The sequence below is a fragment of the Martelella sp. K41-7 genome, assembly GCF_055808365.1.
The window spans coordinates 1,874,007-1,887,559 of sequence record NZ_CM147867.1 but is presented as its reverse complement, the minus strand read 5'-3'; the positions used below and the strand labels follow the sequence as shown (position 1 = coordinate 1,887,559).

12 protein-coding genes and 1 pseudogene are annotated in these 13,553 nt (G+C 58.2%); all 13 read left to right on the top strand.

Annotation, left to right across the window (positions count from 1 at the left end; genetic code table 11):
• The first annotated feature begins 155 nt into the window (after positions 1 to 155).
• The 13 genes and pseudogenes from rpsB to lpxB all read left to right on the top strand — a co-directional run bounded on the left by rpsB (position 156) and on the right by lpxB (position 13,509).
• Positions 156 to 971 carry a 30S ribosomal protein S2 gene (rpsB, locus tag AC0L7L_RS08960; RefSeq protein WP_334312916.1) on the top strand — a complete coding sequence of 272 codons (816 nt, stop codon included), beginning with the start codon at positions 156 to 158 and terminating at the stop codon, positions 969 to 971.
• Positions 972 to 1,247: 276 nt separating this feature from the next.
• Entirely contained in the window at positions 1,248 to 2,174 is a 927-nt protein-coding gene (gene tsf, locus AC0L7L_RS08955) for a translation elongation factor Ts (protein WP_473513452.1), read from the top strand.
• 93 nt (positions 2,175 to 2,267) lie between these two features.
• Positions 2,268 to 2,987, top strand: coding sequence for a UMP kinase (gene pyrH, locus AC0L7L_RS08950; protein WP_473513450.1), 720 nt, complete (start codon positions 2,268 to 2,270; stop codon positions 2,985 to 2,987).
• A gap of 51 nt (positions 2,988 to 3,038) precedes the next feature.
• Positions 3,039 to 3,599: a ribosome recycling factor gene (gene frr, locus AC0L7L_RS08945; RefSeq protein WP_473513448.1), complete on the top strand. Its 561-nt coding sequence runs from the start codon at positions 3,039 to 3,041 to the stop codon at positions 3,597 to 3,599.
• Between the two features lie 38 nt (positions 3,600 to 3,637).
• Positions 3,638 to 4,384: an isoprenyl transferase gene (locus AC0L7L_RS08940; RefSeq protein WP_272211499.1), complete on the top strand. Its 747-nt coding sequence runs from the start codon at positions 3,638 to 3,640 to the stop codon at positions 4,382 to 4,384.
• Complete coding sequence (locus tag AC0L7L_RS08935; RefSeq protein WP_473513446.1) at positions 4,384 to 5,262, top strand: phosphatidate cytidylyltransferase; 879 nt, start codon at positions 4,384 to 4,386, stop codon at positions 5,260 to 5,262. The genes AC0L7L_RS08940 and AC0L7L_RS08935 overlap by 1 nt, the downstream gene beginning before the upstream one ends.
• 32 nt (positions 5,263 to 5,294) lie before the next feature.
• A pseudogene (rseP, locus tag AC0L7L_RS08930) lies at positions 5,295 to 6,390 on the top strand (RIP metalloprotease RseP).
• A gap of 320 nt (positions 6,391 to 6,710) precedes the next feature.
• Entirely contained in the window at positions 6,711 to 9,050 is a 2,340-nt protein-coding gene (bamA, locus tag AC0L7L_RS08925; protein ID WP_473513444.1) for an outer membrane protein assembly factor BamA, read from the top strand.
• A gap of 45 nt (positions 9,051 to 9,095) precedes the next feature.
• Positions 9,096 to 10,151, top strand: coding sequence for a UDP-3-O-(3-hydroxymyristoyl)glucosamine N-acyltransferase (gene lpxD / locus AC0L7L_RS08920; RefSeq protein ID WP_473513442.1), 1,056 nt, complete (start codon positions 9,096 to 9,098; stop codon positions 10,149 to 10,151).
• Positions 10,144 to 10,611, top strand: a complete 468-nt coding sequence (gene fabZ, locus AC0L7L_RS08915) for a 3-hydroxyacyl-ACP dehydratase FabZ (RefSeq protein ID WP_272211493.1) — start codon at positions 10,144 to 10,146, stop codon at positions 10,609 to 10,611. The genes lpxD and fabZ overlap by 8 nt, the downstream gene beginning before the upstream one ends.
• Positions 10,608 to 11,438: an acyl-ACP--UDP-N-acetylglucosamine O-acyltransferase gene (gene lpxA, locus AC0L7L_RS08910; RefSeq protein ID WP_473513440.1), complete on the top strand. Its 831-nt coding sequence runs from the start codon at positions 10,608 to 10,610 to the stop codon at positions 11,436 to 11,438. The genes fabZ and lpxA overlap by 4 nt, the downstream gene beginning before the upstream one ends.
• Positions 11,435 to 12,319: an LpxI family protein gene (locus AC0L7L_RS08905; protein WP_272211490.1), complete on the top strand. Its 885-nt coding sequence runs from the start codon at positions 11,435 to 11,437 to the stop codon at positions 12,317 to 12,319. Before lpxA ends, AC0L7L_RS08905 begins: the two co-directional genes overlap by 4 nt.
• A 26-nt stretch (positions 12,320 to 12,345) precedes the next feature.
• Positions 12,346 to 13,509 (top strand): lipid-A-disaccharide synthase, encoded by a 1,164-nt coding sequence (gene lpxB, locus AC0L7L_RS08900; protein ID WP_473513438.1) that lies wholly within the window; start codon positions 12,346 to 12,348, stop codon positions 13,507 to 13,509.
• Positions 13,510 to 13,553 lie beyond the last annotated feature (44 nt).

Here is a 13,553-nt window from a genome sequence, read left to right as displayed (position 1 = left end):
TCTTGCAATTTGGTGAAAAACGGGGTATCGCGCCACCATTCCACACGTAGGCCATGGGATGTTCCGGGAGAAATCCGGAATGTTCCGCCGGTGTCAGGCGCTTTTCGCGTCTGGTCTCAGGCTTGCGGAGGTTCAACCGGAAAAGGAGTTAAGGCATGGCATTGCCCGATTTTACGATGCGCCAGCTGCTTGAAGCAGGCGTGCATTTTGGTCACCAGACCCACCGCTGGAACCCGAAGATGAAACCCTACATCTTTGGCGACCGCAACAACATCCACATTATGGATCTAGCGCAGACGGTTCCGATGCTGTCGCGCGCGCTGCAGGTTATTTCCGACACCGTTGCCCGCAACGGCCGCGTTCTGATTGTTGGCACCAAGCGCCAGGCGTCGGAAATTGTCGCCGACAGCGCACAGCGTTCGGCCCAGTACTACGTCAATGCACGCTGGCTCGGCGGTATGCTGACCAACTGGCGCACGATTTCGAACTCGATCCAGCGTTTGCGCAAGCTCGACGAAATCCTCGCCAATGATGCACAGGGCTTCACCAAGAAGGAGCGCCTGAACCTCGACCGCGAACGTGAAAAGCTCGATCGTGCACTCGGCGGTATCCGCGATATGGGCGGCGTTCCTGACCTTATCGTCATCATCGACACCAACAAGGAAAAGATTGCCATTGATGAGGCCAAGCGCCTTGGCATTCCGGTTGTTGCGATCGTCGATTCAAACTGCGATCCGGACGAAGTCGATTACCCGATCCCCGGCAATGACGACGCATCGCGCGCAATTGCCCTTTATTGTGACCTGATTTCGCGTGCTGCCATTGATGGCATCGCCCGCCAGCAGGGTGCGCAGGGCGTCGACCTCGGTGCCGCTTCGGAAGCACCGGCCGAGATCGCGATTGAAGCAGAGGCAGAAGTTCCGGCTGAAAAGCCGGCCGAAGACGCGTCTGCTGAAAAGCCGGCAGAATAGGCCACTAGCGTCAGGGCTGCGGTTCGTCCGCAGCCCGCAGAATGCGGCCCGGTCACCGGTTCAGCGCGCATGGCGCGGTTCCCAAGGGCTGAAGCTTTAGAAGCGCATCGGTGTCCCCGGTGCGTTTCCTGCAAGAATTGAAGACGGCGGACCGCATCGGTCGGTCGCAAGGGTTTGGTTTTCATCACCCTGTCATAGTATGGGTACACTTCGTTGCCCGACAGGCCGCGCTTTGATGCGACAAGCGCCGCCCAGCGAATGGACGAGAGGCAAGTTATGAGCACGATTACGGCTGCAATGGTGAAGGAACTGCGCGAAAAGAGCGGCGCAGGCATGATGGACTGCAAGAAGGCGCTGACCGAAACCGACGGCGATATGGATGCGGCCGTTGACTGGCTGCGCGCCAAGGGCATTTCCAAGGCTGACAAGAAGTCGGGCCGCACGGCTGCCGAAGGTCTGATCGGCGTCGCCCAAGAGGGCACGGAAGCCGTTGTCGTTGAAGTCAACTCCGAAACCGACTTCGTTGCCCGCAACGAAGCCTTCCAGACCATGGTTTCCGGCATTGCCAATGTTGCGCTTTCCACCGATGGTTCGGTCGACGCCATCGGCGCCGCGACCTACCCGGCAACCGGCAAGAGCGTTGCCGACAGCATCACGGATGCCATCGGCACGATTGGCGAGAACATGACGCTGCGCCGCGCCGCCAAGCTTTCGGTCGGCTCGGGTGTTGTCGCCAGCTATGTGCATAATTCCGTAGCCGACGGACTTGGCAAGCTCGGCGTTCTGGTCGCGCTTGAATCGGACGGTGACAAGGCTGTTCTGGCTGCGATTGGCCGCCAGGTTGCTATGCATGTTGCCGCGACCAACCCGCTCGCCGTGCGTGCGGATGAAGTCGACAAGGACGTTGCTGACCGCGAACGTGCAGTGTTCCTGGAGCAGGCCAAGGAATCCGGCAAACCCGCAAACATTGCCGAGAAGATGGTTGAAGGGCGTATGCGCAAGTTCTTCGAGGAAGTGGCTCTTCTCTCGCAGTCCTTCGTCATCAATCCCGACCTGACGGTCGAAGCTGCCGTCAAGGAAGCCGAGAAGGAAGCGGGAGCGCCGATCAAGGTCGCGGCGATTGCTCGTCTCGCGCTCGGTGAAGGCGTCGAAAAGGAAGAGAGCGACTTCGCTGCCGAAGTTGCCGCAACCGCCAAGGGCTGATTGCCTTAACGGCTGGTAATTTGAAGGGCGCCGCGTGACATTGCGGCGCCCTTCGTGTATCCGGATGGCATTGCATTTTAGGAGATTGCGGCTTTGACGAATCCGATTTTCAAACGCGTTTTGCTGAAGGTTTCAGGCGAGGCCCTTATGGGCAATCAGGGTTTCGGCATCGATGTCAATGTTGCCGATCGCATTGCATCCGATATCGCCGAGGTGCGCGCCATGGGCGTCGAAATCGGGATCGTGGTGGGCGGCGGCAATATTTTCCGCGGCGTTGCGGTGGCCTCCAAGGGGGGCGAGCGCGTGACCGGTGATCACATGGGCATGCTCGGCACGGTGATCAACGCACTGGCGCTGGCGACCTCGCTGCGCAAGATGGATGTGGATACGGTCGTGCTGTCGGCGATCGCCATGCCGGAGATCTGCCAGTCGTTTTCCCAGCGAGCCACGCGCACCCACATGGATGCGGGCAAGGTGGTGATCTTCGCCGGCGGCACGGGCAACCCGTTCTTTACGACCGATTCTGCTGCGGCGCTCAGGGCCGCGGAAATTGGCGCCGAGGCGATTTTCAAGGGAACCCAGGTTGACGGTATCTATTCCGCAGATCCCAAGAAAGACCCCGACGCCACACGTTTTGAGGCGCTGACGCATAGTCAGGTGCTGGAACGCGGCCTCCAGGTGATGGATGTCGCCGCCGTTGCCGTAGCGCGTGAGAACAATATTCCGATTATCGTGTTTTCAATTCACGAAAGCGGCGGCTTCGGGCAGATCATGGCAGGCGGCGGCTGCAAGACGATCGTAACAGATGAATAATGACGGCGCCACGGCCCGAGGTCGGGTCAGGCGCAAGACGGGAGAATGATGATGAGCGATGCAACTGACATGAAAGATCTCGAGCGCCGCATGGAAGGCGCCGTTAACGCATTTGTGGGCGATATCACATCGCTTCGGACCGGACGTGCGTCCGCCAATATTCTGGATCCGGTTCAGGTTGAAGCCTACGGCTCGAAAGTTCCGCTCAACCAGGTCTCCAATATCACTGTGCCGGAATCGCGTATGCTTTCGGTCAATGTCTGGGACAAGGGCATGGTCAGCGCGGTCGACCGTGCAATCCGCGAATCGCATCTCGGCCTCAACCCGATCATGGATGGCCAGAACCTGCGCATTCCACTGCCAGAGCTGAACGAGGAGCGCCGCCGTTCGCTGGTCAAGGTTGCCCATGAATATGCCGAAAAGGCCAAGGTTGCGATCCGTCACGTCCGCCGCGACGGCATGGACGCGCTGAAAAAGGCTGAAAAGGACGGCGATATCAGCCAGGATGACAGCCGCTCGCTTTCCGATGAGGTTCAGAAAATGACGGATGGCACAATTTCTCGCATTGACCACTTGCTTGCGGAGAAAGAAAAAGAAATCATGCAGGTCTAATTTTAAACCTGATTTTTTTCAAGAATTTGAGCAGCAACATGACGTCATTCGCAGATCCTGCAAAGCCGGACCACGTTGCCATTATTATGGACGGCAATGGCCGATGGGCCAGCGGTCGCGGGCTGAAGCGTATTTTTGGTCATCGTAAGGGTGTGGAGGCCGTGCGCCGCACGGTCGAAGCTGCACGGTTGTCCGGTATCCGGTATCTGACGCTTTTCGCATTCTCTTCGGAGAACTGGAAACGGCCCAAGGATGAAGTCAGCGACATCATGGAGCTGATCTCGATCTTCATCCATCGTGAGCTGCAGAACTATCACGCGCAAAATATGCGTTTTCAGATGATTGGTGAACGCGAAGGGCTGGGTCCGAAAGTGCTTGGTGCCCTGGAGGCGGCCGAGCATCTGACCCGTGGAAACACAGGACTTCATGTTGTAGTCGCTGTGAATTACGGGTCCAGGGCCGAGATCGCACGTGCGGCAGTGGCGCTTGCGCGCGAGGCGGTTGATGGCCGGATATCCCCCGATGAGATCAATGAGGCGTTGATCTCCGGCCGTCTCGATACCGCCGGTATTCCCGATCCTGACCTTATCATCCGAACAAGCGGCGAGCAGCGGCTCTCGAATTTTCTGATGTGGCAGTCAGCCTATTCCGAACTGGTGTTCCTGCCCTGCCTGTGGCCGGAGTTCTCTCGGGACATGTTTGATGAAGCGCTGCGGGAATATGCACGGCGAACACGCCGGTTTGGCGGTGTCGACGAGCCAGCTTCTGCGATGACGGGTTCTTGATGGGACGCGAACTGAAGCTGCGGCTGATTTCTGGCGTGATTCTCGCGGCTGCCGTCCTGACGGCGACGTGGTTTGGTGGCGCCGCCTTTCTGCTGTTGTCCGTCGGTATCGGACTTCTGGTTTTTTACGAATGGCTGGCCATGAGCCAAGCGCGTTCACCTGCGGCGCGTGGGGAAGCGGTAACGGTCCTGCTGGCGGGCTGGGCGGTCATGATCGCCGCAGCGATTCTGACGTTCCTCGAATTGTTTGCTGCCGCTCTGATGCTGACGGTTGCAGCCTCGGCCGCAGCTTATATCTACGGCCGGAACAAGCCGGTTCCGTTCTGGTTCGGCGGCGCGCTCCTTTATGCCGGCGCAGCCATGGTCGCACTTGCTGCGATCAGGCAGGGTGGCGCAGCCGGACTTTACACCACGCTTTTCATTTTCGCCGTCGTCTGGTCCACGGACATCATGGCTTATTTCGTTGGACGGGCTATTGGCGGGCCGAAGCTCGCGCCCTCGATTTCACCGGGCAAGACGTGGTCCGGTGCTGCTGGCGGCGCCTTTTTCGGCGTTGCTGCCGCGCTTGGCCTCTGCGCTGCTTATGGCGGTCACCCTTCGGTGATTCTGGCGCTGCTTGCGCTGGTCCTCTCGGCCGTCAGTCAGGCCGGAGACCTGTTTGAATCCGCCCTGAAGCGCAGGTGTGGGGCGAAGGATTCCAGCCACCTGATTCCCGGGCATGGCGGTGTGATGGATCGTGTTGACGGACTTGTCGCCGCCGCATTCGCGATGTTTATGATGGCCTATTGCGCCATGCTTTTCGGGGCAGGTGACAGTGTCGGGACCGTGCTTTTCCGGTGGAGCGGTCTGGCCGTTTTGCCGGCAGTTCAAGGAGCTTGAGTTTGGGTATCGGATTTACCAACGCGCCAGGAATGATCGTCGCCTTTCTGGTGGCGATCTCCTTTCTCGTGTTTTTCCACGAGCTTGGGCACTATCTGGTTGCGCGCTGGTGCGGCATTCGCATTTTGGCATTCTCGCTCGGCTTCGGGCCTGAACTTGCGGGGCGGACGGACAAGCACGGCACGCGCTGGAAGGTCTGTGCCATCCCGCTGGGCGGTTATGTCCGCTTCTACGGCGACGAGGATGCGGCCAGCAAGCCGGATTTCGCTGGCGTTGACGCGATGTCGCCGGAAGAACGGGCGAAGACATTTAACGGCGCGGCGCTGTGGAAACGGTCACTGACCGTCGCGGCCGGCCCGATTGCAAACTTCCTGCTCGCGATTGCCATCTTTGCGGTGATTTTCTCCGTTTACGGCCGTGGTGTTTCCGACCCCGTCGTCGGAGAAGTTGTCGCAGACAGCCCCGCAGCGGCAGCCGGTGTTCAGCCTGGCGATATCATGGTTGCGCTGGACGGCCAGAAGGTCGGGAGCTTTGATGCTGTGGTGCGCTATATCAGCGTCCGGCCGGGCGTTCCCGTCGAACTGACTGTCGAACGTGACGGCGCGCCGCTTGCTCTCACTGTGGTGCCGGAGCGCATTGAGGATCAGGACCAGTTCGGAAACGAGATGGAGCTGGGACGGATCGGCGTTGTAGGTACGCGTGATCTCGAGCAATTTCCGGGTCGAGCGCTATCAGCCCCTGGAGGCGGTCGGGCAGGGCGCCCTGCAGAGCTGGCACATTGCGGTCAGCACTTACGACTATATCACCAGTGTTTTTGCTGGCCGTATGAAGGCCGATCAGATTGGCGGACCTGTGCGTGTCGCCACGATGGCGGGGCAGATGGCGTCGCTTGGCATCGTGGCCTTCGCCAATTTTGCTGCGATTCTCTCGGTCTCCGTCGGGCTGTTTAACCTGTTGCCGGTTCCCATGCTCGATGGAGGGCATCTGATGTTCTACGCCATCGAGGCGGTGCGTGGCCGTCCGCTGTCTGAGCGCGTTCAGGAGTTTGCATTCCGTGTCGGCCTGTTCTTTGTTGTGGCGCTGATGGTTTTCGCAACCTGGAATGACACGATTGGTCGTCTGGGCTGAATAGCCCGAATTTAACCCTTTGAGACTGTTCAATTAACGCATTCCGGGGATCATCTTGTCGATGATGCGCGAGTATGCGATTGTGGCCTTGCCTTTGGCGCGGGAGATGATAGGAAACGCTTAGAAGTGAAATGTCTGACTGCCGCAGCCTTCCGTTTACCATAAAACCAAAAGAACGTGGCGATTTGGCCACGCTCGGGGCGGAAGTTGCATTTGTCGGAAGGCTTTCTATTGCGTGGGGGCGTGAAGTCTTTAGAACAAAAGATCACAGTGCCTATAAAAACGCTGATATTGAGCGATCATAAAGGGTAGATACTAGCATGGCCGGTTCAAGATTGTTGAACACAGTTTCAGGTGCGGCGCTTTCGTTGGCAGTCGCCGTTTCCGGGGGCGTGGTTGCCGCCGTTGCTGTCCCCACGAGCGCATACGCCGCCGTTGTGAGCAATATTGTCGTGAAAGGAGCCGGGCAGACCGGCGCCGATGCGATAAAGTCGAAATTGTCGATCAAGCCCGGCAAGAGCTTTACGGATGCTGATATCAATCAGTCTATCCGTAATCTCTATAGCTCCGGCTATTTCTCGGACGTCAAGATGTCGGTCTCCGGCTCCACCCTGGTGGTGGATGTGACTGAAAACCAGATGATCAACCAGGTTGTGTTCAACGGCAACCGCAAGGTCAACGACAAGAAACTTGAGGGTGTCGTTCAGCTGCGTTCTCTTGGTCCGTATAATGAAGCGCAGGCGCAGCTTGATGCTCAGCGTATCAAGGATGCCTATTCTCAGATCGGTCGTGCTGATGTCGATGTTCAGATCGAGACGGCAACGGTGCAGGATAACCGAATCAACGTTGCCTTTGTGATCGATGAAGGTGGCCGTACCAAGACCCGGAAAATCAACTTCGAGGGCAATAACACCTTTGGTGATGCCCGTCTTGCCTCGGTGATCTCGACCAAGCGCTCGACTCCGCTCTCTTTCCTGACGCGCAAGGATATCTACAATCCGGACAAGCTGCGTCACGACGAAGTGCTGCTGCGTGAGTTCTACAACAATCATGGGTTCCCGGACTACCGGCTGATCTCCACCGATGTTGACTATGATGAGGAAGACAATTCCTACTCCGTAAGCTTCACCATTTCCGAAGGGGATCGTTATAGCTTCGGCGATATCGGCGTCTCGACCTCTGTTGAAGGTGTCGATGTTGGACCGTTGCAGCGCGATATAAAAACGAAGACCGGCAAGGTTTACGACGCCGATAACGTTCAGAAGACGGCAGAGTCGATTGCGGCTTCGGTTTCCTCGCAGGGGTATCCCTTTGCGCAGGTCAATCCGCGCGGCGATCGTAACTTCGGTAATGATACGTTCTCGGTGAACTACGAGATCGATCAGGGTGTGAAGGCTTATATCGAACGTATTGATATCGTCGGCAACACCCGTACGCGCGACTATGTGATTCGCCGCGAGTTCGAACTCGCCGAAGGTGATGCGTATAACCGCGAGATGATTGCCGCCACCAAGCGTCGGCTTGAAGCGCTCGGTTATTTCAGCGACGTCAATATCGCGACACAGCCGGGCAGCGCGCCGGATCGTGTGGTTCTTGTTGTTGACGTGACCGATGAGCCGACTGGCTCGTTCTCTGTCGGCGCCGGTTATGACGCCGAAGGCGATTCTCTGGTGATCGAACTTTCTGTGCAGGAGCGCAACTTCCTCGGCCGTGGCCAGTTTGTTCGCGCATCGGCCGGTCTGGGTGATAATGACTCGCAGATTTATAACTTCAGCTTCACCGAGCCCTTCTTCCTCGGCTATCGCGTGGCTGCTGGTTTCGACCTGTATCGTGCCTATTCGGCCTCGCAGGATTACTACACCTATGCCGAAACGGCAGGTGACTTGCGTCTGACGGCCCCGCTGACCGACGATTTGACCTCAACGCTGAAATACGTCTATCAGCAGTTCGAATATGGTGGGACGGGCGACTGGCAGAACCCCAACAATCTCTCGCCGATCTTCCAGAACCTTATCGATGGCAGCCCGTGGACGGTGTCGTCGGTTGAGCAGTCCTTCGATTTTTCGACTGTTGATAACTACCAGCAGCCGCGTGAGGGCGTTCTGGCCAATCTGAGCAACACTGTGGCTGGCCTTGGCGGTGATTCGCACTACTATGCGATAACCGGTAAAGTTCGCTGGTACCAGATGATCTCCGATCAGGCCGACATTATCGGTTCGTTGACTGCGCGGGGTGGTGCCGTTACGCCGTTTGACAGCACTTTGAACGTGTTCGACCAGTTCACGATCGGCGGTCAGGAAATTCGCGGTTTCAAGCAGAACGGTCTGGGGCCGCGCACGGTTCAGCAGGGCGACGCGCTTGGCTCGCAGTATTATTCGACGATCTCGGCTGAAGCCAACTTCCCGCTTCCCGGCCTTCCCGAAGATATCAGCCTGCGTGGCGCGGCCTATGTTGACGCCGGTTCCGCCTGGGGTAACGCTGTTGAACTGGCTGGTACGGCTATTGAGGGAACTGATTTCTCCCTCCGTGCTTCCGGTGGTGTTGGTCTGATCTGGAATTCGCCATTTGGCGATCTGAGGTTCGACTACGCCATTCCGTTCGCGAAGGAAGACTTCGACGAAACCCAGCGTTTCCGGTTCGGAATTGCCAACACGTTCTGATAGTACTTTCCAGAACTATTATCGAAGCTGTTCTGGAGAGAACTCATGGATCAGAACCAGTTTTTCGGTGCACGGCAGCCAATTCGTCTCGACGAATTGGCTGCGCGCATTGAATCCGTCTTGAGCAGGCCCGATGTTGGTGATCGGATGGTTGAGGCGATCGCCCCGATCTATCGGGCTGGGCCCTACGATATTTGTTATATTCTTTCCAAAAACAATATCGAGGCTTTGCAGACTTGTCGGGCTGCAGCGATCATTTGTGCACCTGCACTGAAATCCTATATTCCTTCGGATGTCCCTGCGCTGGTTTCTGAAGCACCTCAGTGGGCTTTTGCGCGTGCCGCCGCACTGCTTTATCCGGCGGCCATGCGCCCGCAGCGGGAGTTGAGCCGGCAGCCGGGGATTTCCCCGCAGGCAGAAATCGATGAAACTGCACTGATAGAGAAGAGCGTCGAGATATCACCGTTCGCTGTCATCGGTGCGCGTGCCGTAATTGGCGCCGGGACACGGATATTGAGTGGCGCGGTGATCGGCGCGGACGTGAAGATCGGTCGGAATTCGACAATCGGGTCGCATGTTTCGGTATCGCACGCTTTGCTTGGAAATAATGTGATCATCCATCCCGGTGTGCGGATCGGCCAGGACGGGTTCGGGTACGCGCCTTCGCCGACGGGTATGGTCAAACTGCCGCAGATCGGCAGGGTTATTATTCAGGACTATGTCGAGATCGGTGCGAATAGCACGATCGACCGCGGTGCGATGGATGATACCGTGATTGGCGAGGGAACCAAGATCGATAATCTTGTCCAGATCGGCCATAATGTTCAGATCGGCCGGCATTGCGGTATCGTCAGTCAGGCCGGCGTCGCTGGTAGCACCAAGATTGGTGATGGTGTGATGATCGGCGGGCAGACCGGGATTAACGGACATATTGAGATTGGTAGCGGCGCGCAAATTGCCGGCAAAAGTGGTGTGATGACGTCAGTGCCAGCTGGGGCCCGAATCGGGGGGAACCCAGCAAGGCCAATCCGGAACTATCTGAGAGACGTGGCGGAGATTACACGGAAGTCAGCGAAATCGGGAGACAAAAAAGGTGAGTGAAAAGACGAAAGAAACGTTGGGGTCGCTGGATCTTCTGGAAATCATGAAGTTTCTGCCTCACCGTTACCCGTTTCTGCTGGTAGACCGCATCATCGAGATTGATGGCGATGACAGCGCGGTCGGGATCAAGAACGTGACGGCCAACGAGCCGCATTTTCAGGGACATTTCCCGGATTTACCGATCATGCCCGGCGTTCTTCTTGTCGAGGGAATGGCGCAGACTGCAGGTGCGATTTGTGCTCACAGGGCCAACGAAATCGACAACCTCGTATACTTCATGACGATCGACAATGCGCGATTCCGCAAGCCTGTGGTGCCCGGAGATCAGGTGCATTATAAGGTCGTCAAACAGAAACAGCGTCGGCGGGTGTGGAAATTCCACTGCGAGGCAACTGTAGACGGCCAGCTCGTTGCCGAAGCCGACATCGGCGCTATGATGGTTCGCAAGGACGAAGAATGACCAGAATTGCCAGCTCCGCGAAGATCGACAGAAACGCGATTGTCGAAGACGGAGCCGTCATTGGTGAGAATGCCGAGATTGGCGCATTTTGCTATGTTGGCGCAAATGTAGAGCTTGGCGACAATGTGAAGCTTCTGCACCATGCCGTCGTTGAAGGTATGACCCGCCTCGGTGCAGGCTGCCAGGTCTTTCCCATGGCCGTTATCGGCGGCGCGCCGCAGAGTGTGCGGCATGATGGCAGCGAGACCCGGCTTTACGTTGGCGATAACTGTGTTTTTCGCGAAGGTGTAACCGTTAATACCGGTTCGTCACACGGCGGTGGTGAGACTATTGTCGGCCATGACAGCTGGTTCCTGGCCAATTCTCATGTCGGCCACGATTGCAGGATCGGCAACAATGTCATCCTGTCCAACAATGTCATGGTTGGCGGCCATGCCATTGTCCATGACCGGGTCATTCTCAGTGGCGGGGCGGCAATCCACCAGTTTGTTCAGATTGGCCGCCAGGCATTTATCGGCGGACTGGCCGGTGTCGTGAATGATGTCATTCCCTACGCCATGGTCGTCGACAACCCGGCCTTTATGGGCGGGCTCAATGTGGTTGGCATGCAGCGCTCCGGCATGAGCCGCAGTGACCTTCATGCTGTCCGCCGGGCCTATCAGTCAATTTTTGCCGAGGGCACTGTTCTGGAAAATGCCCGCGCTCTCCGCGAAGGCGCTGACGGTATCGACGGTGGCGCTCGCGAAATCGTTGATTTCATTTTGGATCGGGACAACGAGCGGGCTTTGACGACGCCGGGATCGCGGCGGCGGGGCAGTCAGGCGTGAGCGCGGCGGCGGTTTCTCCGAAGGAACCGGTCGCGATCATCGCCGGAAGCGGCCGTCTGCCGTTTTGTGTTGCCGAAGCCGCGCGCCAGACCGGTGCGCCGCCATTCATCGTTCAGCTGAAGGGCGAGGGCGGTAATGACTGGTCGGGCTTTGACCATATGGAAGCCCATATCGGCGGATTTCAGCCGGTGGTCTCGGCATTGCAAAAGCGCAAAATCAAAAATGTTGTACTGTCCGGCGGTGTAACGGCACGGCCGGAACTTCTTAGTTTTCGGCCGACCGCGCGTGTTTTTCTGTCCCTTCCGTCGATTTTCAAGAAACTGAAAAGCGGTGGTGATGACAAGGTGCTGCGCATGGTGATCGATCTTTTCGAGCGTCATGGTTTCGCAGTCATCGCCGCGCAGGCGATTGCGGGCGATTTGCTGGCTACGTCGGGTGTGTTAGGGAGAGTGGAACCAGACCGCGCGGGCGAGGCAGACATCCACGCAGCGGCTGAGGCTGCCCGCGTCATTGGCGTCATGGATATTGGTCAGGGCGCCGTCAGTGTTGGCGGGCGCGTTGTTGCGCTTGAGGGTGCCGAGGGGACCGATCAGATGCTGGAACGGGTCCGCACCATGCGGGAAAGCGGGCGGATATCGCGCAAGCGTCGCGGTGTGCTTGTCAAACTGTGCAAGCCACAACAGGATCTTCGTGCCGATCTGCCGTCAATCGGGCCGGAAACGGTGCGTGCCGCGGCGGCGGCAGGCCTCGGCGGTATCGCCGTGGAGGCCGGTCGCGCGCTGGTGCTTGATCGTGCGCAAGCTATAGCGGAAGCCGACAGGGCAGGGGTCTTCCTGTTGGGCCTTGAGCCGGATGGCGAGAGTGTCGCGCCTGCATCCTGAGCAAATGCAGTCATGGGAGTGAAGCCGTGTCGAAAACACTGAAAGTCGGCGTGATCGCAGGTGAGGTCTCCGGCGATTTGCTTGGCGGTGATCTGATCGCCGCGCTGAAGACACTTCATGCAGGCCCGGTTGAGCTTGTCGGTGTTGGCGGTGATGCGCTTGGCGCCGAGGGGCTCGTATCGCTGTTTGATTACTCTGAACTGTCGATCATGGGGTTTACCCAGGTCATTGCCAAGCTTCCCCTGCTGATCCGGCGCATTCGTCAGACAGCCGATGCGCTGATCGCGGCGCGGCCGGATATTCTGGTGATCATCGACAGCCCGGATTTTACCCACAGGGTTGCAAAGCGTGTCAGAAAAGAGCTGCCGGACCTTCCGGTGGTCAATTATGTCTGCCCCAGTGTCTGGGCGTGGAAAGAGCACCGCGCGCGCGACATGCTGGCCTATGTCGATCATGTGCTGGCGGTGCTGCCGTTCGAGCCTGAGGCGATGAAGCGGTTGGGCGGTCCGGAGACCACCTTTGTCGGCCATCGGCTCAGCGAAGTGCCGGGCGTTGTCGCAGCGCGGCAACACACGGCGTTGCCGCCCGAGGGCGAGCCTCCGACCATCCTTCTTCTCCCCGGTTCGCGCGCCGGAGAAATCAACAGCCTGGCGCCGGTGTTTAAAGATGTTGCCCGGATTTATGCTGAGCGCAATGCGATGCCACGTTTTGTGATGCCGACAGTGGGCCGCCGAGAGCAGTTGGTGCGGGCTGCGATTGCCGGTTGGCCTGTGAAGCCTGAAGTCGTCGTCAACGATGATGAAAAGTGGAAGGCCTTCGGCGAGGCGCATGCCGCTGTGGCGGCCTCGGGAACGGTGATTCTGGAGCTGGCGCTTTCCGGCATTCCGGTGATTTCGGCCTATAAGGCAGACTTCATCGGCCGGTTCATGCTGCACAAGATCACCATCTGGTCGGCGGCGCTGCCGAACCTGATTGCCGATCGGCCGTTGGTGCCGGAATATATGAATGACTCGATGCGGGCCGGGGCTCTGTCCCGCTGGATGGAGCTTTTGACCCGCGACACGCCACAGCGCGCGATCATGCTCGAGGGCTTTGATGACGTCTGGCAGAAGATGCGCACGGAGGTTGCGCCCGGTTTGCGGACCGCTCAGGTCACGCTCGATGTGCTGGAGCGTAAAGGCGGGATATAACCGCTTATCCATCAAGCAAAAAGGGCCGCGTTTGCGGCCCTTTT